The sequence below is a fragment of the Paenibacillus agri genome (assembly GCF_013359945.1).
GTDB classification, from domain to species: Bacteria; Bacillota; Bacilli; order Paenibacillales; family Paenibacillaceae; genus Paenibacillus_AQ; species Paenibacillus_AQ agri.
This window is the reverse complement of the sequence record NZ_JABWCS010000203.1, coordinates 98,055-124,438: the sequence shown is the minus strand read 5'-3', so window position 1 is coordinate 124,438 and position 26,384 is coordinate 98,055. Positions and strand designations below refer to the sequence as shown.

The 26,384-nt window shown below is 48.7% G+C and carries 23 protein-coding genes; 3 read left to right on the top strand and 20 right to left on the bottom strand.

Features of this window, described 5'->3' with window-relative positions; genetic code table 11:
* Window positions 1-75: 75 nt before the first annotated feature.
* The 7 genes from HPT30_RS10325 to HPT30_RS10295 all read right to left on the bottom strand — a co-directional run bounded on the left by HPT30_RS10325 (window position 76) and on the right by HPT30_RS10295 (window position 6,591).
* The gene (locus HPT30_RS10325) at window positions 76-1,956 is read right to left on the bottom strand and encodes an amidase family protein (protein ID WP_175371314.1); all 1,881 of its coding nucleotides are present in this window, start codon (window positions 1,954-1,956) and stop codon (window positions 76-78) included.
* 365 nt (window positions 1,957-2,321) lie between these two features.
* Complete coding sequence (locus tag HPT30_RS10320; protein ID WP_175371313.1) at window positions 2,322-3,218, bottom strand: NAD-dependent epimerase/dehydratase family protein; 897 nt, start codon at window positions 3,216-3,218, stop codon at window positions 2,322-2,324.
* A 204-nt stretch (window positions 3,219-3,422) separates the two neighbouring features.
* On the bottom strand, window positions 3,423-4,292 hold the full coding sequence (locus tag HPT30_RS10315; protein ID WP_175371312.1) for a LysR family transcriptional regulator: 870 nt from the start codon (window positions 4,290-4,292) through the stop codon (window positions 3,423-3,425).
* Between the two features lie 69 nt (window positions 4,293-4,361).
* Window positions 4,362-4,775 (bottom strand): VOC family protein, encoded by a 414-nt coding sequence (locus HPT30_RS10310; RefSeq protein WP_175371311.1) that lies wholly within the window; start codon window positions 4,773-4,775, stop codon window positions 4,362-4,364.
* Between the two features lie 260 nt (window positions 4,776-5,035).
* Entirely contained in the window at window positions 5,036-5,728 is a 693-nt protein-coding gene (locus HPT30_RS10305; protein WP_175371310.1) for an MBL fold metallo-hydrolase, read from the bottom strand.
* A gap of 95 nt (window positions 5,729-5,823) precedes the next feature.
* Complete coding sequence (locus HPT30_RS10300; protein ID WP_175371309.1) at window positions 5,824-6,261, bottom strand: MarR family winged helix-turn-helix transcriptional regulator; 438 nt, start codon at window positions 6,259-6,261, stop codon at window positions 5,824-5,826.
* A 69-nt stretch (window positions 6,262-6,330) separates the two neighbouring features.
* The gene (locus tag HPT30_RS10295) at window positions 6,331-6,591 is read right to left on the bottom strand and encodes a hypothetical protein (RefSeq protein ID WP_175371308.1); all 261 of its coding nucleotides are present in this window, start codon (window positions 6,589-6,591) and stop codon (window positions 6,331-6,333) included.
* A 101-nt stretch (window positions 6,592-6,692) separates the two neighbouring features.
* Here HPT30_RS10295 and HPT30_RS10290 point away from each other — a divergent pair, with 101 nt between their 5' ends.
* Window positions 6,693-7,574, top strand: a complete 882-nt coding sequence (locus tag HPT30_RS10290) for a glycosyltransferase family 2 protein (RefSeq protein ID WP_175371307.1) — start codon at window positions 6,693-6,695, stop codon at window positions 7,572-7,574.
* Between the two features lie 227 nt (window positions 7,575-7,801).
* Here the strand turns inward: HPT30_RS10290 and HPT30_RS10285 are convergent, their stop codons facing one another.
* Window positions 7,802-9,643 (bottom strand): UbiD family decarboxylase, encoded by a 1,842-nt coding sequence (locus HPT30_RS10285; RefSeq protein ID WP_175371306.1) that lies wholly within the window; start codon window positions 9,641-9,643, stop codon window positions 7,802-7,804.
* A gap of 153 nt (window positions 9,644-9,796) precedes the next feature.
* A complete protein-coding gene (locus HPT30_RS10280; RefSeq protein ID WP_217622330.1) occupies window positions 9,797-10,423 on the bottom strand; it encodes a serine/threonine-protein kinase in 627 nt (208 codons plus the stop codon).
* 301 nt (window positions 10,424-10,724) lie between these two features.
* Here HPT30_RS10280 and HPT30_RS10275 point away from each other — a divergent pair, with 301 nt between their 5' ends.
* Window positions 10,725-11,927: an MFS transporter gene (locus tag HPT30_RS10275; RefSeq protein ID WP_175371305.1), complete on the top strand. Its 1,203-nt coding sequence runs from the start codon at window positions 10,725-10,727 to the stop codon at window positions 11,925-11,927.
* 138 nt (window positions 11,928-12,065) lie between these two features.
* Here HPT30_RS10275 and HPT30_RS10270 read toward each other — a convergent pair whose 3' ends face one another.
* From HPT30_RS10270 to HPT30_RS10240, 7 genes are all read right to left on the bottom strand, one after another.
* Window positions 12,066-13,316, bottom strand: coding sequence for an MFS transporter (locus HPT30_RS10270; RefSeq protein ID WP_175371304.1), 1,251 nt, complete (start codon window positions 13,314-13,316; stop codon window positions 12,066-12,068).
* A 129-nt stretch (window positions 13,317-13,445) separates the two neighbouring features.
* Window positions 13,446-14,123, bottom strand: a complete 678-nt coding sequence (locus HPT30_RS10265; RefSeq protein WP_175371303.1) for a response regulator — start codon at window positions 14,121-14,123, stop codon at window positions 13,446-13,448.
* Entirely contained in the window at window positions 14,120-15,376 is a 1,257-nt protein-coding gene (locus HPT30_RS10260) for a sensor histidine kinase (RefSeq protein ID WP_175371302.1), read from the bottom strand. The genes HPT30_RS10265 and HPT30_RS10260 overlap by 4 nt, the downstream gene beginning before the upstream one ends.
* The gene (locus tag HPT30_RS29920; RefSeq protein ID WP_175371301.1) at window positions 15,366-16,652 is read right to left on the bottom strand and encodes an alpha/beta hydrolase; all 1,287 of its coding nucleotides are present in this window, start codon (window positions 16,650-16,652) and stop codon (window positions 15,366-15,368) included. Before HPT30_RS29920 ends, HPT30_RS10260 begins: the two co-directional genes overlap by 11 nt.
* Before the next feature lie 79 nt (window positions 16,653-16,731).
* Complete coding sequence (locus HPT30_RS10250; RefSeq protein ID WP_175371300.1) at window positions 16,732-17,181, bottom strand: CcdC protein domain-containing protein; 450 nt, start codon at window positions 17,179-17,181, stop codon at window positions 16,732-16,734.
* 257 nt (window positions 17,182-17,438) lie between these two features.
* A complete protein-coding gene (locus HPT30_RS10245; RefSeq protein WP_175371299.1) occupies window positions 17,439-18,227 on the bottom strand; it encodes an ABC transporter ATP-binding protein in 789 nt (262 codons plus the stop codon).
* Between the two features lie 72 nt (window positions 18,228-18,299).
* Window positions 18,300-19,007, bottom strand: coding sequence for a FadR/GntR family transcriptional regulator (locus HPT30_RS10240; RefSeq protein ID WP_175371298.1), 708 nt, complete (start codon window positions 19,005-19,007; stop codon window positions 18,300-18,302).
* A 150-nt stretch (window positions 19,008-19,157) separates the two neighbouring features.
* On the opposite strand from HPT30_RS10240, the gene HPT30_RS10235 reads away from it, so the two are divergent.
* Window positions 19,158-19,661, top strand: coding sequence for a DUF3231 family protein (locus HPT30_RS10235; RefSeq protein ID WP_175371297.1), 504 nt, complete (start codon window positions 19,158-19,160; stop codon window positions 19,659-19,661).
* A gap of 86 nt (window positions 19,662-19,747) precedes the next feature.
* Here the strand turns inward: HPT30_RS10235 and HPT30_RS10230 are convergent, their stop codons facing one another.
* The 4 genes from HPT30_RS10230 to HPT30_RS10215 all read right to left on the bottom strand — a co-directional run bounded on the left by HPT30_RS10230 (window position 19,748) and on the right by HPT30_RS10215 (window position 26,366).
* Entirely contained in the window at window positions 19,748-20,677 is a 930-nt protein-coding gene (locus tag HPT30_RS10230) for an alpha/beta hydrolase (protein WP_175371296.1), read from the bottom strand.
* Window positions 20,678-20,741: 64 nt separating this feature from the next.
* On the bottom strand, window positions 20,742-21,149 hold the full coding sequence (locus tag HPT30_RS10225) for a MerR family transcriptional regulator (RefSeq protein ID WP_175371295.1): 408 nt from the start codon (window positions 21,147-21,149) through the stop codon (window positions 20,742-20,744).
* Window positions 21,150-21,242: 93 nt separating this feature from the next.
* Entirely contained in the window at window positions 21,243-23,327 is a 2,085-nt protein-coding gene (locus HPT30_RS10220) for an alpha/beta hydrolase fold domain-containing protein (protein ID WP_175371294.1), read from the bottom strand.
* A gap of 267 nt (window positions 23,328-23,594) precedes the next feature.
* Window positions 23,595-26,366 (bottom strand): alpha-mannosidase, encoded by a 2,772-nt coding sequence (locus HPT30_RS10215; RefSeq protein ID WP_175371293.1) that lies wholly within the window; start codon window positions 26,364-26,366, stop codon window positions 23,595-23,597.
* Between the last annotated feature and the right edge of the window lie 18 nt (window positions 26,367-26,384).

The window sequence follows — 26,384 nt, the reverse complement described above, 5'->3', positions numbered from 1 at the left end:
AGCAGCGAACCTCTCATGACAAGAGACTCGCTGCTTTACTATGACTTTATTAGAGTTGCTTATAGAAGTTATATCTTAAGGTAGAAGTGCTGGTGCTTTGCGATTATGCGTTCCTTGCTCATAAGCATAAGCCAACTTGATCAGGGTAGCCTCGTCAAACGGACGACCCAGGAATTCCATGCCTGCTGGCAGACCTTCCGACGTGAATCCAGCCGGAACCGAGATCGCAGGGAATCCGCTGAAAGGGCTAAGTCGGTTATTGTTACCGGCTTTGGAGGATTCGCCGATCGGTACAGTGGTTTGTACAGTAGATGGATAGATGATGGCATCCAGATTATTGTCAGCCATTACCTTCAAGAGCGCATCGCGTGTCAGCTTGGTGCGTTTCAGAACGATATCCTTATACTCCTGGGATTCCAGATCACGTGAATCGCGCAGCTTATAGGTACTTTCGTTCCCTTTTAAGAATTGTCCGGAGCTGATAATTTCTGTAAGCGTATGGTAAGGCGCATCCGGCTGGTAATTCGCCAGGTATTCATTCAACTGAGATTTGAATTCATATCCACTGAGACTTGGATATTTCATGATTTCCGCCAGATTCGGGATGGTGATCGGGGTTGTAATCGCCCCTAGTTTTTTGATGTCAGCAACAGCGGCATTCATCAGATTAGTAGTCGGCATTTCTTCCGGCTTGGTGCCAAATAACTCAGTAGCCACCCCGATGCGGGCACCTCTAAGACCATTGACATCCAGGTCCTTCGTATAATCGGTCTTGGAGTGACCAACGCCATAGGCTGTTGCAACATCATTAGCGTCATAGCCAGATGAGGTTCCCAGAAGAATCGCTGCATCCGTTACGGTACGGGCTATCGGGCCGCCTACGTCCTGGGTCAGGGCCAGTGGTATGATACCATCACGGCTTGTCAAACCCACCGTTGGACGAATACCAACCAAACTGTTATACGAAGATGGAATGCGAATCGAACCACCGGTATCCGTTCCAAGGCCAGCCAAAGCAAAGTTAGCCGCTATAGATGCGCCGGTGCCTGCGCTGGACCCACCAGGACTGCGGTCAGGAGCATAAGGGTTCAAGGTCTGTCCACCCAGCGAGCTGGCTCCCGTAATACCCGAGGCGAACTCATCCAGATTGGATTTGCCGATCACGATAGCGCCGGCATCCTTGAGCTTCTTAACCATCTCGGCATCATGTGTCGGAATAGCATCCTTCAGACAAAGACAGCCTGCGGTGGTAGGCAGATCAGCAGTAGCGTAGTTATCTTTTAGGATAATTGGAATCCCGTGGAGCGGTCCGCGAATGCCTTTGGTCTCTCTTTCTTTATCCATTGCTTCGGCAGTCTTAAGGGCATCGGAATTCACAGTGATTATCGCATTTAACTTTACGCCTTGGTGATCATACTTATTGATCCGATCCAGGTACATTTGGGTCAACTGTTTATAGGTCAGCTTCCCTTGACCGACAGCTTTTTGAATATCAGCAATTGTTGTTTCCAGCAATTCAAAGGGCTTCAAATAATCATAGAGACGGTCAGCCAGCACCTGAGCCTGCTTCTCTGTCAAAAGCGCTTTAGGTTCAAAGCGGGCTGGACTCGTTCCCTGCATAAGCTGTTTCTCATTCAGGGCTCCAATTGCCCCTGCGGAAGCTGAATTATCGGGTACATCGACGAATGGCTCTTTGGCATCTGCCAGCTTCAGCGAAGTCCCCAGCATAACAGCCAACTGTTCGCGGGACACACTCGGGGCCTCTTTCATCTGAAACGAAACGGTACTTCCAGCCCGTGAACTGGCATCGTTCATCAGGGAGACTAATTCGTGTGAAGTAACCGGTTTGATCGAAGTTGCCACTGTTGGTGCTGCAAAAGCAGACAACGGAACGGACAACATCAAGGCTCCTGTTACTAGACCGGAGATGATAGTAAATCTGGATTTTCTGAACATGATGACTCCCCCGCTTTCAAGTTATGTAATCTGGTTGACTAGTAATTCCCCCTCATTATATTTCGTGTTATATTTCCTCACAAACATAAATATTTAAATAAAAAGCGATTTCATAGTTATTTATCTCAAATTATCTGCTATTTTCGGCGTTATACTATCTATTTTGATTTATACTGTTTAATATTCCTTATAGAAACTGGTTGCACTAAAATGATATAGAGCGTAATTTCAATATTCATATACAGAATATATGTTATATTTTCTAACATATATTCTATTCGATATTGTTTCATATTTTTCATATGATAGATTTTCGCACACAAAAAAACGGCATTTCTGCCGTTTTTTTAAGAATGAATTCAGGATTATGAGATGCTCTTTATCCAGCTCAGCATGGGTGCTTCCGAAGGCTGCCAGCCTAACAGATTTCTTGCATGTACTGCACGCACACGACTGTTGGAGGCGATGGCAAAGCGAGCCCAGTCGCCTAGTTCTGCAATAGCCTCATCGGCCAGCCAGCTCGTTGTTTTGCCTCCAAAGCCCAGTGCTTCACTAACCGCTTTGGCGATATCCTGGAAAGACTCTTCCCCATTTTCAGCGAAGAAGTACGAAGCAGAGGGTGCTTTTTCCAGAGCCAGTCGATACAATTCCGCCAAATCCTTGATATGAACGTTAGACCAACGGTTTACTCCTTTACCCACATGAACACCAGCTCCCACGGCCTTCGATTTGCGGATAACCTGTGGCAACTGATCGCTTTGTGTCGGTAAGCCGAGTGAATCACCGTAGATCATGGAAGGCACAATAACCACACTTCTCACCCACTCATCGATTCCGGCTTGGCGCACTAGATTGTTGATCGCTACCCGGTCAGCGCGGATATCCATCGGAACAAATGGTGTTTCCTCGTCATAAATATGCTCGCTTTTGGAATCGCCCCGGGCATCATCTCCCACCACACTGGAACCCGATGTGTGCAGAAAAGCTTTACCTGTACCACGCAAGGCGGCTATAAAGGTTTCTACTGCCCCTCTGTGGTCCGAGTCGGCGGTATGGATAACCGCATCGCTTAACTTAGCGTACTTGGTTAGCACTTCGTTGTCTTCAAGCGTGCCCAGTACAGGCTCAATGCCTATTTCCTTAAGAGCAGCCACCTTCTTCGGATCACGCACAAGCCCATAGACTACATGTCCAGCATCAATCAGTACCTTAGCCACAGACCCGCCAATATAACCGGTTGCACCTGTCACAAATACTTTCATTGTTTCTCTCCTCCTATATATTTAATATAAATAGCGGATTAGCCTAGTTGTTCAATCACCACTTTGGTGAGTATTGAATGATTATTGCTCCCCTATTGTAGTTCTCCACAACACATAAAACAAATTATTAATTATATGATTAATCATAAATATATTTATAGTTAGTCATATAAAAAAGACCGCCCAGCTGACACTGGCCGATCTCTATTCTTCTTCACGGATAACCGCCATAATCTCGCGGATCTGCGGCAAATGCTTGTGCTTAAGCTTATAAGCGAAGAACAGTTCGTTTTTCACTTTTAAATCCTCATAAATCTCTTTCGTGTTAATTCTGGCGTCTTCATTAGTCAAATATGTAGTTATAACACTAAGACCTGTGCCGTTACCTATCGCCTTCAGGATCATATGTAAATTCGGAATAACATGAACCGGTCTGATCTGCGGGCGTTTGTTAAAATGCTCTCTCCAGATCCGCCGGATGATCGGCAGCTCCAGTCCATAGCTCATCCATGGCTGCGCAGACAGCCATTGCTCTCTTGCCTCAAGATCATCCGTATCCGGTATCTCATAATGACTTGGCGCCACAATGGCAAATTCCTCGTCCATTAATTTCAGGTACTCAATTCCCGGTGTCTGTACCTTTTGTGAGGTAATAATGATATCCACCTTATCCTCTTTCAACATCTCCAGCAATTCACTGGCAGTCCCAAAAAGGGTAATCGTGCGAAAATCGTATTGATGCAGCCGCGGAAGTATTTTTTCCACATAGAACTCATGCGCTGTCCCTATCTTAATCACTGTAATTGTCGGCAGCGAAGCCGCTCTGAAATTCATCGTCGCCTCCTCCAGCGACTCGATTAGCGGGGCCAGCTGAGAGTACAGCTCCTTCCCCCGTTCGGTAGGCAACATCTTCCTTGCCGTTCGGATAAAAAGCGCTTCCCCTACCTCGGCCTCCAGAGAGGCCAGATGCTGACTCATCGCCGGCTGTGTCATCATTCGGGTCTTTGCAGCTTCAGACACCGAGTTATGCTTATAGATATTGCAGAAGCTTCTGTACCATTCAAAGTCTGCCATGCTGCCTCCTGTATCTTTCTTTTACTAATGTCAAGACTTGTCTATTATTTAAACCTCTCAGGATAAATCTCATCCCTGCGGCATTTGACTCATGTCCATGTATAACACATTCCAGCGGTGACCGTCCGGATCAGCAAATCCGGCACCGTACATCCAGCCCTCGCCTCCGGGCTTTTTGTAGACCGTGCCGCCAGCCGCCAGCACCTTGCTTACCAGCTCATCGACTTCTTCCCGGCTCTCTGCATCAATGGACAATAAGACCTCTGTCCCCTGCTGTGTATCTGCAAGTTCATGACCTGTGAAGCTCTTAAAGGTGTCCTCAGGGAACAGCATCACCATCACTTGCTTGTCTCCAAAGATCAGCCCCGCAGCCTCATCACTGTTCGCATGCCGGGGGTGAAACGAAAAACCAAGCTTGCCGAAGAACTCCCGTGACCTCTGAAGGTTTTTCACCGGAAGGTTAATCCACAATTCTTTTGTCAACGCGATCGCTCCCCTTGGAGTTAAAATAGGTTTACAACTACATATTAATACGCCTGAGTCGAACATGATTACTTATGAATTGCGGTTTGATTCTTGCTCATAACCATCCATTTGAAAAAAAGAAAATTTGTTTAAAGTATGTCCATGGGATGGATTTTTAAGCAATGGAAGTTGGGCCTTATCCGGTTATAATGTATGCACAGCAGCCTCTCCGCTCGATGGGCTGCTGTGCATTAACTAGCTGGGTTCTATCGTATCGATTACCGCAGCATACGCTGAAACCGGCGTGAAGCTTCCCGCATGATTGGTCTGCCATGACCGAAGCAGGCGATTTCGAAATCGTATTGACCCAATTTTTGAATACTATGCTTCCCAACTCCTATATCCTCATACCCCATACTGAAACCGAGTCCCGTCATGTTGGTTGCCACATCTGCTACGAACATAACTCCGCCATGCCCGGAATGCAAGAAACCAAGCTGACCCAGACAGTGACCCGGGAGATGAACAGCCATTAAGTCATCAGAAAAATCAGGATGCTCACCATCTGCCAATCTAACATCAACTTGAACAGGTTCGACGGGAGTCCCCTTGCCAAAGAGACGGAACAACAGTTTGTTCAGCAGACCCGGAGCCGGAGTCATCGGCCGTATCTGCAACCCATTCTCTATAATGTCGGCATCCATGGCATTTGCATAGATTTTAACATGTGGAAGCATCCGTTTCAGTGCTGCTGCGCTTCCGGCATGATCGGTATGGCAATGCGTAAGCAGAATAGACTTCAACTCCTCACGCTTGTGACCCAGCGATTCAATGGCTGTTATAATTTCATACTCACTCCCGGGTAATCCCGTATCTATTAGTACAAGCCCATGCTCCATTTCCAGCAGGTAGGCATTTACATTTTTCAGAGGTAATAAATAGATTCCATCAACTACTGGTTTGATCTTCATCAATCTCTTCCTTTCTAAATCAGAATGGGCTTACCAGAAATATATTTAGCTAGGCTAAATATATTATCAAAAAAAACCTCCTCTCTATTGTTTTTTTATTCCTCATTGGAAACATTGTTATGATTTTTCTGCATCCACACCAGCATCAGGGAGATCTCTTCCGGGGACATTCCCTGCCGGACCACGTTTTCCAGTTCCGTGATAATCTCCATACAGACCTTGCTCTGAGCCAGTCCTGCTTCCGTCAGATAAATCCGTTTGGACCGCGCATCCTGCGGATCTGACTTCCGAACCACCCAACCGCCTTCTACAAGAGCATTAAGCAGATTCGTAAGTGATGCCGGACGAATGCCAAGCCGCTCGTGTAATTCCTTCTGCGTCATGCCATCTCCAAGGGTCCACAATTGCTCCAATACATTCACCTGTCCTGAAGTAAGACCGTAGGGTGCCAACTTCCTGTCATACATAACGTTAAGATCGCGGTAAATCCGTTTATTCCAATACACGATATATCCACTGAATGGATGACCCACTTATTTAGCCTCCCTAAATAAATTATTAATCTTTTTTTCTTTGCTGTCAAGCAGTGTGTTCCTCTCAGCTTATCGCATACACCAATACTCAGTCCTCTGCCACCCGCTTCGTGCCGGTAATATCCGCAATCTCTCATAGGTAGGGGCACTCCGGTTGAACATGGTGCTTGGGGCAGATTTGGACACGGCTTCATTGGTCATGGCATCTTCCGCATCCCCATAGTCAGATTGCAGAATCAGATTGGGGTCCATACCCAGGGCCAGCAGATTTCCCGGGTTGTCTCCTAGTAAAATAATCTTCTGGAGATGCACCGGAATAGATGCAGGCATTTACTACCTGAGAATATGCCTTTTTTCATTCCTCTTGTTGCGCATTAGTGTGTCTCATCATAATTTGTTAATGAGAGACAAGTATTTAGGAGGAATGCCTGGTGCCCAGAATATCTGTAATTATGCCCGTCTATAATAACGCAATCTATTTGCAGGAAGCCGTTAACTCAATCTTATTGCAAACGTTAAGCGACCTAGAATTGATAATAATTGATGACGGATCAACCGACGGATCAGCGGGAATCATACATGAAATAAAAGACACTAGAGTAAAAAAGATATTTCATGCTGAGAATATGGGCATTGTCACTTCACTGAATCAAGGACTCGATCTGGCCCAAGGTGAGTACATCGCCCGTATAGACAGCGATGACATTGCAGCACTAAACCGCTTGGAAGTGCAGGCTTATTTTATGGACCAAAATCCCAGCATAGATATTTGCGGAACAGGATATACAACGAACTATCTCGGACCCGTCAAGCTAAATCCTATGTATCATGAAGAAATTAAGGTCTGGCTGTTATTTAATTGTTGTATTCTACATCCTTCCGTCATGATGCGCAGTCGTTCAATAGATCGTCTCGGGATTCGTTATGATCATAATTACCCTCATGCGGAGGATTATGAACTGTGGAACAGGCTATCTTCAAGCGCGCAATTGGCCAATATCCCTCATAATTTAATGTATTATCGGCCTCATGCAGGACAAATCTCCAATACACAGCGAGCAATACAAGATATTACTGCACGAAGAATCCGTGAAAGACAGCTTTCTCAACTAGGCATTCAATTATCGGATGAGGAATACGCAATAATGACTAGATTAGCTGAGTTTAGGGTTAATTCTGAAGATTTTGAGGACTATCGAACAGCAACAGGTTTTGCGAATTGGCTGCTTGATCAAAATCGACAATTCCATGTATTCGATCAGGATATTTTAGCAATGGCTCTATCCAGATGTATATCAAGAGTTCCATACTAATACAAGCAACAAACGTCCAATCGCTGATGCATTGAGTAAAGGACGTGAAGACGACAACGACAATCCCGTCAGGCGCTATTTGCGCCCGGCGGGTTATTTAATGTATGTGCACATTTCCTCAGGATCGGCAGATGACTCAGGGGATCTGCCCAATGCTGTATTGGCAGCCGGTTCAGACGAGGCCTCCGAGGAGGTTCAAGCTTGCCCTTTTTATAAATAAAAAAATCTTATTTCCCAGTCCGGATACCGTCCAGACTTGCACCTTTCACGAACACTCTTTCAATATTCTTCTGTACCACAGGATCCTCGATCAACGGCGGAGCCTGGTGTGGCTTGGTGCGGGCATCAATAATTACATTATCACAGGCCCAATGCTTGTGCTCATACCCGCTGTTCACACCATAGATGTCATGCGACGGATTACTGCGCGTAAATGTAGCCCACAGGAAATTATCCAGCGTTGCACTCATGAACTCACTGTCATCACAGAGAATGATCATTGGGCAGGAAGTAAGTGCTCCTCTTTGCTCAATAGACTTACATAACTCCCCAATCTCCCGCTGTGCCTCGTCGTAGCTGCCAAACGGGGATGTCTGAAGCGCCACAATACCTGGCATGATCAGCCTAGCTTCTCCAGCTCCCGGGAGATCCTTCAGAATGCCCGGTACTTCACGGCACAGCTCTCTTTTGACATCTCCAACCGCCGCGAAGACCACCTTACTGCCGGTGTTCAACCCCGTCCCTGAATAATCAAGAGTATCTATCGTCGTATTGGTCTGAAAATGAATATCCCGGCGCAGATTAATCCGCTCCAGAATATAGGCCAGGAAATTCTCAACATCATGTGTACTGACCTTCTTATCCTCTTGCGCCGTAATAAACAGGAATTTCGCCAGACTGAGCTGCCCTGTGCCCAAAATCCGGTTGGCAATGGTCAGAATCTCCGCAGGCTGTTTGATCTTCTGATACGGCGTGTATCGCTCACTTCCTATCGCAAACAACAGCGGATGCACACCCGCAGCGTCGATCGCGTGAACCTCTTTTACCCCGGGAACTTCCTGCCTTATCGCCCCTCCGGTCAATTCATGAATCAGCGCACCAAAGGCGGTGTCTTCCTGCGGAGGTCTGCCTACAACTGTGAACGGATAGATGGCATTCTGTCTGGCATACACCTTATGCACTCTCATCACTGGAAAAGGGTGAATCAGGCTGTAATATCCCAAGTGGTCGCCAAAAGGCCCCTCCGGCTTCGTCTCACCCGGATAGATCTCACCTGTGATCACGAAATCCGCATCATTGCTGATGCAGTATCCATCTACATAGCTGTAGCGGAAATGACGCCCGGACAGCAGCCCTGCAAAGGTCAGCTCGCTCATCCCTTCCGGTAATGGCATAACTGCCGATAGCGTATGTGCCGGAGGACCGCCGATAAAGATGCTTACCTTAAGCGGCTTGCCTTGCTTGTTAGCCTTGTCCTGATGGATGCCGATACCGCGGTGGATCTGATAATGAATACCAACCTCTTTGTTCAGCTCATATTCATTCCCGGTGAGTTGGACACGGTACATTCCCAAATTAGAGTTCATAATGCCCGGCTTGTCCGGGTCCTCCGAATACACCTGAGGCAATGTGACAAAAGCTCCGCCATCCCCCTGCCAGTGCTTAACCAGCGGAAGATCGGAGATCTGAATTTCCTGGAAACCGGACGGCTGGCTGCCGGATTTCTTCAGAGGCAGCGCTCTTCTTGCTGCAAGTCCGGTGCCGATATATTTGAACGGATTCTTCAGTGCTTTCACTGGATCATTGCGCAAAGCAATGACATTCTGTGTGGAATCCCACGTATCGCGAAAAATAAATTTGCTGCGCTCCACCGTTCCGAACAGGTTAGACACCGCACGGAATTTCGAGCCCTTCACCTTTTCGAACAGCAATGCCGGCCCACCGGCTTCAAACACCTTCATATGAATGGCCGCCATCTCCAGATGAGGGTCCACTTCTTCGGTAATACGAACTAAATGTCCGTTTTTCTCCAGATCAATAATGCATTCTTCCAAATTGCGATAGCTCATGTCATTGCTCCAATCTATTGATATCCTCTTCTATTATTCATGAGCCAAAGTCCCAGGTCAACGGCATAGAATTCAGTTTTGTCGATCTGGGACAGCTCCTCCGGAAATGTCACGTTTCATAAACTATCATTGCAGGGATAGCCACAAAGCCACTCACTTCTTCCAGCGCCGCCACCGCTGATAGCCTTTGCGCATTAGCTCCAGTACAATGCGGGGAACAGGAAACACCTTTCGGGAAGCTACAGGCCGATACAGGCGGTAATATATTTTTTTAAAATCAGCCCACATGCTGCAATCTTCCTGCTTTAAAAAATCAGACACATCCACAATGAGTCCACGCCCTTGCCAGACCATTACATTCTTACCGTGCACATCATGAGGATGAAGCCCTCTGGACCGTGCATATTCCAGACCATCATCTATATCCTGAATAGCCTGGTCAGTGATAGGAATGCCGCGGCGGATACAATCATAGATGGTGACTCCATCAAGCCGCTTCAAAATCAGAAATCCGTGGCCTTCGTAATAACATTCCGAATAAGATGGATGACGGCCCAGACGCCGATATACCTCCGCTTCTTCCCTCAAGCCGGGTCTGCCGGGAGCGTACACCTTCACCGCATAATGGCTATAGTCAGGGTGACTGAATACTGCCGCATAGTTGCCCGCTCCCAATAGCCGCCAAGGCTTGGGATATCGGTGAACCTGTACCGGCTCCCTGGGATCGACACTCTCAAGCGACAACTCACCCAACAAGCGTGCAATAGACGACTCTAACAATCTCTCTATTCCCTCTTCTGCCAGGTGTTGAATTCTACATCTCCCTCAATTCCGTTAAGATCGGTATAGCTATAGTTTACGATATAATATCCAAAAACACATCATTACAGGGAAACCCCATCAACAATTACGATCATACACATGCTGTAACCCCCTCGGAGTCCATTAGTTACTTTTAAGTACCTATATTACTAATAAGTACGTACTTACCAATCCAAAATATATGGCTATATAATTGCTCTCGTTAGCAGGGAAGCAGATGTCCTGCAGTTCGAACCACATTAACATTAGGAGGATTTATATGAGTCAGTCGGTTTCACAGTCTCAACCAAAGGTCGAGGCCAAGACAGGAAGATGGGCGCTTTTCGCTCTTGCAATCAGTGCATTTGGTATCGGTACTACTGAATTTGTGCCTGTTGGTTTGATTACTACTATCGCGAATGATTTGAATATTGCCGTCACCCTGGCTGGTCTCCTCATCTCCGGCTATGCACTTGGGGTAGCCATTGGAGCACCGATTATTACCGCTCTTACTAACCGTATGAGCCGCAAATCCTTGCTCATGACTCTGATGATAGTGTTCATCATCGGCAACGTAGTTGCTGCGATTGCACCTAATTTCGAATTACTGCTAATCGCACGTTTTATAACAGCATTCTCGCATGGCGTGTTCTTCTCCATTGGTGCAACCATTGCGGTCCAACTGGTATCGCCTGAGAAAAAAGCCAGCGCGATCGCACTGATGTTCACCGGCCTGACAATTGCCATAGTCACCGGGGTTCCTCTCGGAACCTATATCGGACAGGCCTTTGGCTGGAGAGCAACATTCTGGGGCGTTGCCTTGCTTGGTGTGATAGCCATTGTGTCCAGCGCTATTCTCATTCCAAAGAACCTGAAGCAGTCTCCACCGACCAAATTCACCGATATGTTCCGTCTGCTTACTAATAGCCGTCTGTTGCTCGGATTTTTGATCACTGCGCTTGGCTATGGCGGAACGTTCGTTGCCTTCACTTATTTGACTCCGCTTTTGCATGATGTGACTGGCATTAGCCAAGGGATGATTAACATTATTCTGATCGTGTATGGTGTTGCTGTTGCCCTCGGGAACTCCTTTGGCGGGAAGCTAGCCAACAAAAACCCGATTCGGGCGTTGTTCTGGATGTTCATTATTCAAGCCGCTGTTCTGGTCCTGCTGACATTCCTGGCTCCCTTTAAAGTGGGTGGCATCATCGGCGTCATTTTGATGGGCCTGTTCGCCTTCATGAACGTACCTGGCCTACAATTGTACGTTGTCCAGCTCGCAGAAAAGTATGTCCCTGGTGCAGTTGATGTCGCATCCGCCATTAATATTGCTGCATTCAACGTAGGGATCGCTATTGGGTCGGTAGTTGGTGGTGTTGTGGTTGACCATATGGGCTATGTGCATACCCCATGGATCGGTGCCATCATGGTGTTCTTCGCCATCATTCTGACAGGCATCTCAGCCAAGCTCGAAAAAAATTAAGACCGTCTTCTTTTAGCTGATGGTGGAAGGTGCTTCAGGCTCACCTGTCTAACCAGAACAGGCCGCTTCAATCCCATTTTCCCCCTTCATTCAAAAAAGGGGGCAGGGACTGAGCGGCCTACCATTGTTGAAAACTGCCTACTGCTGCGGCAAAGCCTGCAAGTTCTCTGGTGCTCTCTGTTTCAGGATCGGGATCATCAGCAGTGCGCCAAGCAGGAACAGAACACCGGATCCACCATAGATCGTGACCAGCGGATAGGCATGCTTCAATGTACCGGCCAGAGACATGGAGATCACCATCATTCCGGTGAACATTGGCATGAGCACCCCGTTCACCCGGCCCACGATCGATTCATGCGACCATTTCAAGATCATTGTGCTGATCCCGATCTGGATGCTAGGGAAGGCTAGACCGTTCACGAACTGCGCGAGTAATGTGATACTTACACTTGTCGAGAGCCCAATAACGACCGTACACAAGGCACTAACCAGCATACCAAAGCCCAGCAGAGCCTGCGGCGGCACCCGTTTGGAGAAAGCAGCAATAACCCCGCCGCCAATCAGCATAGCCGCCCCGTTCACGATCAGCATATATTGCAGAAAAGCCTCCGGCTTACCCAGCCGCTCCGTTACGATAAACAAGCTTAAGGCTTGAGCTACACCAACAGCCAGCCCGGCAAGAATAAAAGCCGCGCCAAGCATGCGCAGAACCGGGCTTTGCCATACATAACGGAAGCCCTCACTTAATTCCTTGCGGAACTGTCCCTTTGTATCAGCCACCCGTGGCTCGACTTTATCCTTCGGCAGCCTGAACAGTACGAGTGCAGAGAGCAGGAACACTACTCCCATGACCGCTATTGAATACTCCAAGCCCAGATTGCTGTACGCAAAGGTACCCAGCATTGGTCCAAGCACCATGAAGATCGCCATTAGCGACTGAAATAGTGCCATCCCCTGCTGCAGTTGCTCCTCAGGCACATGCTGCTTGAAGAGGCGCATTCCCGAAGGCTGCGAGAATTGAGACAGGATCGCCGAGATGAATGTTACAAAGTACACAGAGTGCCAGCTGCCAAAATGAATGGTCAGAAGAACAGCAAATACGGATACCGCTGACAGCAAATCACACCAGATCATGGTCCGCTTGGGCCGCCAACGGTCTGCAAATGTTCCGCCAATGAAGGAGAACACAAAGATCGGTGCAAATTCGGCCAGGCTGATCAATGAGATCGCATACGGATCCTTGTTTGTCTTCTCCGCAACGTACAGCAAAATGGCAAAATTGCGGACCCAGATTCCGATCTGCAGCAGAACATTAGAAAATATGATCGTCTGGATGAAGCGGTTGCTGAGAAGACTCGGTGATTTAGTTGCGTTAGGCACTGCACTCAACGTTTTCAACTCTCCTTTATTAGGGGATCCCTCTATAAAAATTGAAATATATGGATGAGTATAATCAGACCGCGCATATTTGTAAATGAGTTCCTGTAAAAAAAAGACCCTCCTTTTGTAAAAGAAGGGTTACTTAACGATTCTATTGCGGATAGCAAATACAACAGCTTGTGTACGGTCGTCTGCGCTGAACTTTTGCAAGATACGGTGGACATGAGTTTTCACCGTACTCTCACCGATATAGAGCGTAGCCGCGATCTCTTCATTGCGCAGCCCGTATGCCATTTGCTGGAGAACCTCCAGCTCCCGTTCAGTGAGTGAATCGAAGGCTGGTAAGCGGTCCGGCACATGGTCCTCCGGAGGGATCGGCGCCCTGGAGCTCATAGCCTTCCCAATCACCTTGGAGGCCACTGCCGTCCGGAAAATGGCCTCGCCGCGGAATGCCGCTCGCACCGCATCCACCATATCTTCCGGAGCGGCATCCTTAAGCAAATAGCCAGCCGCACCGGAACGGATGCCATCATAGACGTAGTCTTCCTGGTCAAAGGTGGTGAGGATGACGACTTTGCAATCCGGATTATGCTCCAGAATGGCAGGTGTTGCTGCAATTCCGCTGCCACCGGGCATCTGAACATCCATCAGCACTACGTCAGGTCCGACCTGCCGGACAAGCTCCACGGCCTCCGGTCCGCTTTCTGCTTCCCCAACCACCTCCATATCGTCCTGCGCATTAATGATGTAGCGCAAACCGTGGCGAACAAGCTGCTGATCATCCACCAGTATGACACGGATCATGGATCCCTTCATGCTCTCTCCTCCTGTCTCTCTTCCTCGTCACCCAATGGCAAAGTAACGACCAGTCTCATGCCGTGCGGCTGGACTCCTTGTATCGTCAAGGTGCCACCCGCTCGCTCACAACGGGCTTCCATACTGGTCAGGCCGAACCCGGGCTGCAGTGTAGTCGCAGCCTGCCAGATTCCGTTGTCCGCAACCGTCAGCGTCAACCCCCTGTCATCGCTGATAATGCCCACTTCAACATGGGAAGCCCCCGCATGCCTAATCACATTCGTGAGTGCCTCCTGCAGCACCCGGTACAACAGCTCGGAAATCTCTGTTCCCCATTCATGATCGTCCTCGTCAGCGGACAATTCGATCGTAAGCCCGGCTTGCTCCTGCACCTGCTTGACAAGACTTTGCAAAGCCACAAAGCCAAGCCTTGCCTCATCCGTTGCCATCTGCCGGACGACAGAGCGAACATCCTGTAGACAGTGACGGGCGACGTCAAGCACGGTCCGCAGCGACCGTTCGCCTTCGGCGGCATCACTTTTCATCATAAAAGGCAATGCTTGAAGCTGTACGATGACGGAAGTCAGGCCATGGCCGATGCTATCGTGAAGATCGCGGGAAATACGGGTCCGTTCCTCCAGAACAGCATAACGAAGCAGTTGTACTGTAGCCTCTTCCAGTTCATTGTGAGTATGCTGCAATTGATGATGTGCCTGCTCTAGTTCCGTATGAACCGCCTGCAATTGCTCATAATGGAGCATCCTAGACTGGGTAGCTTCCCTGCGGACCCGCACTCCCCAAAATATAATGTACGTACCCATGTGGAGAACAGAAGCGACTAAAATATCATTCTTCTGCACCCCGGACAGAAAGAAAATGAGCGCATCACCTGATATCATCATTACGCCCAGCAGAACCGAAAAAAACAACGGAAGCCGAAGCGTAGCATAGCCGATAAGATAGAAAACAAAGACAATCAGCGGTACCGAAGTACTGGACATCTGGCAATAGAGCAGTGTCATCAGCCAGCTGAGCAGAATCATAGTTCCACGCCAGTAGGCCTTGACGATCGACGCTGGCAACCACAAGAGGACCAAATAAATCAGCACCGCCAGTATTCCCACAGCCGGGCCTGCTGCAGGGAACCTGGACGAATACACTATGATTTGGGGAACAACATTTAGAGTATATAGCAGTATAAGACTAAGTACGATCTTGCGCTGGTGGGTCAGCAAGAAACCTAACAGCGCACTGCGCTTTTGTTTAATTTTCATAGTAAGATCCTTGTCGTTTAGAATGATATTTCATTATATCATTTTTGTCTCTTCTGCCGGTTGTTGGACCTAGTCCTTGTTCTTTTAGAAATTGAGCGACAACTGACTTCTTAGCCATGTCTCCAAGGGTTCCCGGGATTACATCAAATCCATGATGCGTAGATGGGAATTTTCTTAATGTTATGTTCACGCCCATATCCTTTGCTTTCTGCACTACCTCATAAGTTCCTTGTGCTGGGATAAAGTCATCATTTTCTGCTGCAACAATAAGTGTAGGTGGTGCAGAAGGAGTTGCGTAGGTTAATGAGGAGATGGCTGAGAGCCGTTCAGGGTGCTCTGTAGGCGAACCACCGATGTAATCTGCTGTAAAATCTTTTGGACTTTGATCATTCCACCATTTTTGCCCGTAGTCATAAGAATAACCGGGATTAACAACAGGATATCCAGCGACTACTGCCCTCGGCTTTGGAATTGTTATAGAATCAGGACCATCGTGCATAGCTTCGTTAGTTGCTGCCGCCCAACCGAGGTTGATAGCCAAATTACCGCCTGCTGAGTCTCCCATAACAATTAACCTGTTATTGTCTCCGCCCCATTCTTCAGCATGTTTGGACACCCAAGCTAGCGCATACGCAACATCAGCAGGCGCCTTATCCCATGTAGCATATTGATCTGAAGCTAATCGATAGTCTACACTTACCACTAGCCAACCTTGATCTGCATACCACCTCATGATGGATGACAAATCCGATCCCTGACCGCTTATCCAACCACCACCATGGATGTACATGATAATCGGTGCTGCAATGGTTTGGATTCGGGGCTTATACACGAATGCCTTCAGTTCTTTACCATCTGCCACCTGATAAGTTTCCGTAATATCAGGAACGGCAGGTTTTGTCGAGAATGGCCAAATCGTCGATAGCACATTTATCGAACCGCCATTGTCATATGTGGCCTTTATAAAATTCCCTACGATCCCACTGGAGGACAACAAGGCGAGCACAGACAAAACAACGGTTGTATTCGCAAACCGGCGTTTCACCTTTTTGCGCAACACAAAAGTAACGATAACCACTACCAAACTAGCAACAGCAAAGAGCGGACCCAATATCGACCAAGTCATGATTCCAATGGTTATTAATGAATTCCCTTTATCGGGAACAAATAGAGTGAGGGCAGCAAATACTACCACGATGCTCACCAAACCCCCAATAATAAGGACAATTGAACGCAGTATGTTAATTAATAAGGAAGACACATGGTTTGTAGTCACAATAAAAGCCTCCACTCTAATTTTTATATAAAAACGGGTAGCTTGCCCTGCCCTTTGGGCGATGGACTGCGCTTTTTGCTCATTTATAGGCTGCCAATTGTTTGTATTTCAGATAGACAAAATAGCGGCGAGCGAAGACGTTGGCAAGCGAAACGAACAGCAACCCGGTGCTGATAGACAACACAGCATGATGCGCACCCCAGTACTCCGTAAGATGGCGAATCAGCATCACGGCCAGGAAAATTACAATGCCGGCTATGGAGCCCTGCGAAGTGATTTTGCCCGTATCAGGATTCACCCGCACCTTCTGAAGCTTGCCTCTCCAGGCGCCCAGAGCAAGACCTAAGACGATACAGATCAGGTAGATCAGCAAGCTGCCAGGAGTAAGGTCGATTGTGGTCACACTGGACAACATCAAGTATGCGAAGAGAACCGGGGTAATCCATAAACGGGAAGGTCTGATTTCTTTTTCCCGCAAATTTAAAATTACAACAAGAATCACCACAATCACATAGTTGGTCATACTCATTTGAATTCCTCATTTCTGTGACAATTTGAAAGGCATGACATGATTGTACCGAAATTCCGGATCTATGAAGTCCACCCGCAGGTTGATGCTCACACTCCACCCGGAGATGGACCTTAGGAAATGTATCCGACAGACCCGATGCAGGCATTTTACCCTCCTAGCCTTGCAATAATACCTTAAGAACGCCTCGGCCTCGCGATATGAGACAAAGAAAAAAGACACAGCCTTTTCAGGCTATGTCTTCATTGAAGCTTGTCTTAGTTTTTTTCCGGAATAGACAGCCAGGCCCGCTGATTTTGCCAACTCACCTGAATCGGGGTTTCAAAGAAGTCCGTCAGGTTAGCGCTGGTCAGAACCTCTTGCGATTGGCCTTTGGAGTAGACCTCGCCCCGCCGAATCAGCAAGGTCTGATTGAATACAGGCAGAATCTCTTCGATATGATGGGTAACGAATAATAGCGTTGGGGCATCCGGCTCCTGGGCCAACTCACTGATGCTCGTCAGCAGCGCTTCTCTGGACAGGAAGTCAAGCCCGTTCGTGGCTTCATCCAGAATAAGCAGTCTAGGCGAAGCCATCAGGGCCCGGGCAATCAGAATCTTCTGCTTCTCGCCTTGTGAACAGGATTGATACGCGCGATCCAGCAAATGAATGCAGGACAGACGTTCCATCAGCTTCCGGGCCTGTTCATAATCTTCCTCACTCGGCTCGGTGTATAACCCGATGGAGGCATGTTTTCCGCTGATCACTACATTCTGTGTCTTATCATTGGCATGCAATCTCTCTTGCAATGAGGAGCTGACCCAGCCGATGGACTTGCGCAGCTCCCGAAGGTCAACATCCCCGAATCTGTGCCCAAGCACAGACACCTGACCCTTGGTCGGCCAGATATAACCGTTGATGACGTTTAACAGCGTCGTTTTACCCGAGCCATTAAGTCCCAAGATCGCCCAATGCTCCCCTTTGGTCACGGTCCAGTCAATTTGCTCCAGGATCGTCTTGTTCTCCCGGTACCAGCTTACATTGTTCACTTCGATCACATTCGTCATCTGCTTAATCACTCCTTGAAGGAAAATGGAAGGCACTCAGCATATCATCTGATGTTTATAATCAAAAAAACTTTAATCCTGATTCAAAAATTTTCTAAGCTGCCCCACCGTCCCGTTCAAATTCTGCAAAGTCCAGTGCTCGGCCGCACTCACATCCTTATCCCTGATCGCCAGATACAGATTCTCGTGAAAAAGGTGATGATGTTCATGCACATTCTGATCTTTTGCCAGCATATGAAGCGCATCCAGCAGCACCGACGAAAACGTCCTGTACAGATCGGCAGCGATACTGTTCTGGCTAGCCACCGCTACTGCCAAGTGAAAAGCAATATCGGCGTTCAGGTAGGCAGCCGTATCGTCGTTGTCCAGCGCCTGCAACCTCTGATCCAGTGCTGTCCGCATGTGCTCCAGGTCCTTCTCGCTCCGCCGCTCGGCAGCCAGCCGGGAAATATCCAGCTCCAGCATCTTTCTTACTTCGTATACCTCCAGCAATTCAGCTCTCCGCAGCCGGTGAACCAGTGGTTCGTGAATAATAGGATCGGCTGTCAAAAACGTACCAAAGCCTTGCCGCTTCTCCAATAGACCTGCGTGCACCAGCACTCTGACCGCCTCACGGATCGTCGAACGCCCGACGCCGAACTGCTCCATCAGCTCTGGTTCCGTAGGGATTTTATCACCGTGCTTGAGTTCCCCGTCGGAAATTTTCTTTTGCAGTTGATTGACCACATCATCCACCAGTTTGGGACGATTTAATGTCTTGAATGAAACTTTAGAATTCATCAGATCATCTCCTGTTTATTGGATAATATCACGCTACGATTATGGGAGCAACCCTATTTTTTCTAATTATCAGCTGCTACTTAAGAATACATTCTTCATCGGATTCCCATACTAATCCAGTACGATTCAATTATTGAGAGGGGTTTGAGTATGGCTGGTATTTTAGGCGGTAATCCGAAAGATGAGCCCATGCATTATGGAGAGATTTTCAATGTATGGATGACATCAACGGCTGCAAAGGGGCTAGTATCACTCTATCGGGCATTTCAATCCCATGCTGGCGATGATGATCTAAAAAAAGTACTCGGAGATTTAATTAACCAGTCTGAACTGGAAAGCAGTGAGTGTGACGCGCTCCTTGGGACAGCCGGTATTGCTTCAGTGCCGACGCTCCCTGACCGACCGGAGGTAAAGGTGGAGGATATTCCCGCAGGTGCCCGGTTCACCGATATGGAAATCGCCTCCAAAATCGCTGCAGATAATGCTGCTGGACTGGTGGGCTGTAGTACCATTATGGGAATGTCCATACGCGAAGACATCGGCGCCTTGTTCGCCAAGTATCATCTCACTAAAGCAGCGATCGGTATAAAAATCCTGCACATGAACAAGAAAAAAGGCTGGCTGATCCCTCCCCCGCTACATATTAAAAGCTGAGCGCTACCATTTTCAGACATTTATTGTTTAGCCGAAACAGCCCGCGGGTATTTTTCGCGGGCTGTTCGGCTGCCGATTCTCCAGTTTTAATTGGTGAAAGAACGCTGACTCAGCCTGTCCCGGATGAACCCACCGATATGATCTATCGCCTGTTGTGCTTCAGGCAGCATGTGGGCCAAGAATTGAAACACGCTCCACATATTCTCCCAGACTTCCAGTTCAACCTTAACGCCCACCGCTTTAGCCCGTTCTTGCAATCGGATTGAATCGCTTAACAACACCTCATGATCTCCAACCTGTATCCATAAATGAGGCAAGCCCTCCAGATCCATCCTTAGCGGAGATAATGAAGGGTGCTTTTTTCCTACGTTACCTACATAGTCTTCCAGTATCCTCTGATTGGCGGACCGGCTCCCTGTTGGATCAAGTGCTGCACGACTGCTATACGATTCCCCGTCCAGGTGAACGAGATCCGTATGCGGGGACAGCAAAAAAGCGCCGGCTGGTAGCTCCTCGCCTTGGTCCCGCAATGATAATAGTGTCATAAGGACAAGCGTCCCTCCTACAGAATCGCCTCCCAGTATAATATCACCAGCAGCATAGCCCTGATGCCGCAGCCAGCAGTACGTGTTAAGGCAATCCTCATTAGCGGCTGGGTAAGGATGCTCTGGGGCCAGACGATACTCCACAGTGAGTACCTTGCTCCCGCTGGATTTTGCGATTCTAGTGCATAGATCCCGGTAAAAATCACAAGTGCCGGCAACAAAGCCTCCTCCGTGAAAATACAGAATCGCCTTGTTCTCCATATCAGGAGCCAGGTTGTCAGGAATGGCCCATTCGCCCTGCAGCGGCCCGATACTCTCTGGCCGGTATGTCATATCATCATGGCTTGCCATCCCCGCTGCCGGGTTCGCCATACTCTGCCTTATACCTGCCACCGTCTGACTCTCATAATTATTGTTATTCCGCAAATATTCTTTAATGGCCTCTAGCTGCTCTATACTGGTCTTTAACATAGTAACACCCTCCTACTGGTCTTGTTATGACTACTTTAAGACCTGTAGTTAGGTACAGGGTCAACTAGGAATCCATATTGAGGATTTGCAATGTTGCCTGCACGCCAGGATGTCTATCCGTGGCCTGCAAGTTGCTTTTCAACTGATTCAGCGACAGCAGCATTTCTTCTTTTTTCGAGATCTCAGATCGGATTTTCTCCTGTTTTCGGTCTATGGTCATTAGGAAATCATCTATGTTGATTTCACTATTTCTGGATTTGGTTAGAGCCTTTCTAATTTCCTTCAGCGTGAATCCGCAGGATTTGGCGTTATGAATAAACGTCAGCCGGTCCAGCACCTCTTCCGGATAGAGACGGTATCCAGATTCTGACCGCTGCAGCGGGGGCAGCAGCCCTTGCTTCTCGTAATATCTCAACGTTTCCATATTTACATTGGCTAATTTCGCTACCTGTCCACGCAAGTATCCCGTCACCTTCTTGACTCCTCCCATCATCCATCTGTTCTTATTCTAGCAAAAAAATTCCAAGACCTGAATATCAGGCCTTGGAATCATGCGAAGTCTCTATCAATCCACCAGATACAGGTCGCCGAAGGCGTCGATATCCTTGGAGGTCCCTATGCCACTGTTGTATTCCACCCAGCCTTTACGCCCTTCTCCGTCATTGTCATTGACCAGGATTGAGAATTTCAGCTTCAGGCCCTCTTTCACCAGCGTGGTCTCACGGCTTAACTCTTTCCACGGAATCGCCAGCTCGTAGGTGGTTTTTAAGTCCTCCCGTTTGATGGCGTATTTAAGATCTATAGCATCACCCACTGGGAAGCCGCTTGGCGCGATCCAGCGCCACTTGTACAATGTCCCGTTGTCCCCCCTCGCGGCACCTAATTCATGATACTCTGACGGAACTGTGCCATCTGAGTTGGCTATGCCTATCCCGATCTGGATGCTGTCCCCGCTCCAGATGGCATCCCCCGACGCCGGCTGAACATGCTTGTCGTCAGTGACCTCTACCCCGAGATACAGGTTGTGATCATCCCAGGAGAGCTGGCCGGTGGCGCTAAGATCCTGCTCTCCTTTCCAATCGTTGACCCTGACATCCTTCACAGCAAATCTAGCAGAATTATTCCACTCCGACAGATCGCCCTCGATCTTCAAAGGCTTGCTGAGCTTTGGGATTAGAAGGGCATTGAAGGTATCCAACGCTGTCTGCAGCAGTGTGCCCTGATCGTTAGAAGCTTTCAGTGTGCGGTGGCCCCTTGCCAATTCGGGAAGATCTACACGTACCTTCTCGCCTGGTTGCAGTGCCTCCACTGCTGTTGTAAAAGTACCAGGTGTAGATTGTGCTGTCTCATAATCCACTTGCAATAAACCGCTGAATTTGTTCTTGGACCGGTTAACAACGTCCATATGAGTTCTTACCGCTTGCCGTGATTGATCGTAGAAAGTCATATAATGTACCTCCAGCGGATCGATGACATTCACATTGACGGTAAAGCCCTGGGCAGTCTCGCGTGCTTGGCCCTGCCACACATCAACGGATAGATTTCCTCGCTTAACGCCCTCTGGAGTCTGGATCTGCAGTGTGTGGTTCTCTTGTCCTATGAGCTCCCATCCATTCGGCAAAGAAACATTAAGCTGCTCCCCGGTAGTTCCTCTGTAAGCTTCGGGAAGTTTGATTTCAAAAATATCACCAGACGCAACGGAGAGACCGGAATTCTCCGGCAACCGGTCAAGGTCTCGACTGTTCCGAACATTCCATAAAAAATGCGAGGTTGTCTCCACAATCTCGTCGATATACTTCGCATTCTTGTAGTCGTGGCCTACGCCCTCCATCGTAAGCAGATTATGATAAATTCCCTGCTCCTTCAATTGATTGCCTAAATCCACACTTAGCTGGTATGGAACCAGCTTGTCTATGGTCCCATGAATAATAAGAAACGGAGGAAGCTTGCTATCCGGAAGCCTTGTCAGATCCCCTCCATAAATATCCACAATGGCAAAGACAGACTTCACAAGGGCCGGATCACTGGACAAAGAGAGATTGACAAAATTTATAGAAAGATGGCCTCCAGCAGAATCCCCTCCGATCACAATGTGATCGGCATCCAGTCCGTAAGTCCCTGCATTATCGTTAATCCAATGAATCACGTCCCGTATATCCTCGCAAGCATCGGTAAGCGTGCGGCTGAAGTTTATGAACGGGTCTTTTTTCAACCGGTAATCTACGGACAGGACCACATATCCCCGTTTGGCCATCGCCGTTGCAAAATCGGCAGCATCTTCCTTACCTCCTCCAGCATAACCGCCTCCATGGATGAAGACAAAGACCGGCCTCAGCTTGTTGTTGTCACCAGTGGGCTGGTACAGATCAAGCTTCAACGCTTCCTCCGCTTCTGTCTCATTCTTCTTCTTGGCATACAAAATATCACGTTTCACCTCAACCTCATAAGCCGCGTTCAAATACTGCACCGGTTCTTGCTCATAAATCGCCTTAACGTTGGACTGTGTTCCACTGTTATTGACAGGATCGACGAATACAACCTTCTTCTCTTGGTTATCAGAAACTTTGTTATCCTCACGATTATGCAAAAATAGCCAGGCACCCAGAACAATAAGCAGAATCGGAATCACATAAAAAAGCCTTCGCTTCACTGTGATAACCTCCTAGAATGATTTTATGTGCATACTCTACACCCGAATCCAATTCCTTAGGATATATAATTATAACGTTCTGTTTACATTCTAGGTTTCTGGAAGGCATTTAACAATTATGTATTCCTTCGAAAATAGAGTGTATTATTACGTATTTCTATCATTATCTGTGAATTCAAATACATGTCCTTATTAGGGCATAATAAAAAACCGCCTATCACCAAAATATGATGATAGGCGGTTTTAGTCCCCGTATGGATCTGACAGCTACCCGTTATCTGAATTGAACATAGCGCCCAGCGTTATAATCTCCGCTGAGCCAACGCCGAGCTTCGCGTTTCCTCCCGAAGCAGGCAGCGGCTCACTCCGCTCCTCCAGCACTGTGCTCCGGTAGAGCGTAGCGGCAGGACTAGTCACTGTCAGACTCAGTTCAACCTCTTTCTCTGTCATATTGTACCATCTTAGTACAAAATCATCACTGTGCTCACTGACCTTCACTGCTGTGAGCGCTAGTCCTTCACCTTCCCATTCGGCAAAGGTATGCTCTACAGGCAGTGGTCCGCTCTGCATAGGAGCCTGCACAACCGTTATGGGCGACTGGTTCTGGTAGGCCAGCGCAAAGGACGCTTCTCTGGCACTGCCAGCTCCATGTGGAATCACCGCATATTTGAAGCTATGCTTACCCAGGCACTGAGCTTCCGGTGTAGGGAATACCCCCCAATCGCCCAATTCCCCGACTGCACGAAGCAAGGTCACGGCGATGGTCCCCTGATCATCGCGCAGTACCTCGTACTCGTTCAGGCCAAGGTTTCCAATAGTCAATCCGGCGTCAGGGCTGCTGACATTGACAAAGGCCTGCTGATGCTGGCAGTGGCTAGGATTGATCCATTCCGCAGCAGGTACGGTATCACGTACCGCCACCTCGAACACAGAATCCACCCGGTGAACCGGGGATTCTATGCCTGTGGGGAACAGCACCCGCAGGCGGTGATCCTGAACCTGATTGTCTACAAGCGTCTCCACATGAAGCTGCGGATCGCCTTGAACCAATGTAAGGCGTGTCGTGACCCGAAACGGAACACTTTGCGGGCTTCGGACCGCTGTCCGTTCCAGAAACGGAACGAACGCCTCCCGCTCCCTAGCCAGCTGCTCGTCCGCACCTTCAGGCAAGGACCATTCATGCACGATTTCGAGACTCTCACGGAACGATCCAGATGGAAGCTTCACAACACTGGCTCGCAGCCCTTCTGCGGTCAGCGGCTGATCGCCTGCCGGAGCCTTGAAAATATACTCATTCCCAATGTCCCCGATATTCTCATATACGCCCAGACCCGGGAAGACACCGCCGCTTATCTTATCTGTTACAGTATAGGAGCCATTCTCCTGCACGGAAACATGCAGAAAATCGTTCTCCAGAATGTACTCCTGTTGCTGCTGTTCCCTCTCAATGTTACTCGCATTCAACAGGTCAAGCTTCTCTGAAGATGCTGTGTGGCTAACCCCCGATACCGGGACAAAAGCATAGGTCCGGTATCCAAGTGCAGGCACCCGTTCAGCTAACAACGTTACGCTCACCATTCTCGCCATATAGGGCTGGCGAAAACGATCTTCCGGCAGATCGTAGCCGAACCGTACACCCAAATCCACGATCTCTGCGGGCATGATTCTCCCAGCAGCATCTTGAACCTGACCAGTAACAGATTTCGCTGTAAGCTCACGAATAATATCCGCCCTCTTCCGACCCTTCATGTAGATCCGCTCTGTCTCAAGCTCTATAGTGATGGCTGATGTTCTGACCCAGCCAGAGGTGTTCAGCGCAACGAATGGCACCGCGCCTTCAAGTTGTCCGAAGACACTTGCGTTGTCGATACTGCTGGCGACGACAGCCGCACTCTCTGCTATGATCTCCTCCGTGATGGCATCCGCCTTGGCGAAGCGGGTCATCATCTCACGGTGCACCTCATCCACGCTGCATCCGCAAATGCTGTCATGGGGATGATTCTGCATCAGCGTCTTCCATGCAAAGCGCAGCAGATGATGCGGGTACGGGTTTCCAAGCAGTGCAGCGAAGGCAGCGAGCGGCTCTGCCGTACGCTCCAGCAGTGCCTGTGAGTGCTGGTTGGCCTGCTTGATATATACGCGTGCAGAAGCCGTATTTACTAGCGTCCACCAGCCGTCTGTCCGCTGGCTGCGCAGTTCTCCACGCACCGTGGATAGACTCTGCGGCAAGGAGGCCTGGACTTGACGCACATATTGGCCGAAATCGGAGTGCACAAATTGAATATCCGGGAACAGACTCCGCGCCGTATCCAGAGCGGCACTCAGGTCACTCTGTACCGGTTGATGATCGCATCCATTCATAAACAGCAGATGAGGTGTGGAAGCATAGGCTCCTGCATCCTGCAGACGCTTGTTCCAGTATTGCTGTGCCTCAGCAGCATCGACCGGAATCTCCATCCCATTGTTATACCAGTTGGCGAATAGAATGCCCAGCACCTGCGAACCGTCAGGCGATTCCCAGTTCAGCTCAGAATACGCCGACTCATAATCACCCTTCAATTCATTATTAAAGCCAACGGGCTTCACACCCCGGCCAAAGACCGCTACATCTATGCCTGCTTGCCGTAGAAGCTGGGGAGCCTGCCCCATGTTGCCAAAGGAGTCCGGGAAATAGCCGATTTTGGAGACTGCTCCATATTCCGCAGCATCTCTATGCCCGATTTGCAGGTTGCGGATATTGGCTTCCCCGCTGGTCAGAAATTCATCTTGCAGGATGTACCATGGACCGATGACCAGCCTTCCCTCTTGCACCAGCCGTTTCAGAATGTCCTTATTCTCCGGCCGGACCTGCAAGTAATCCTCCAGTACAATGGTTTGGCCGTCCAGATGAAAGCTGTGAAACTGCGGATCACGATCCAGTAAGTCAATCAGGGTATCCATCAGTTGAATCAGCCGGACGTGATGCTTCTCGTAAGGCAGATACCACTCCCTATCCCAGTGGGAATGAGCAATAATATGAGCAACTTTTTTTGAAGTCATATGATCAGTTCCTTCCGT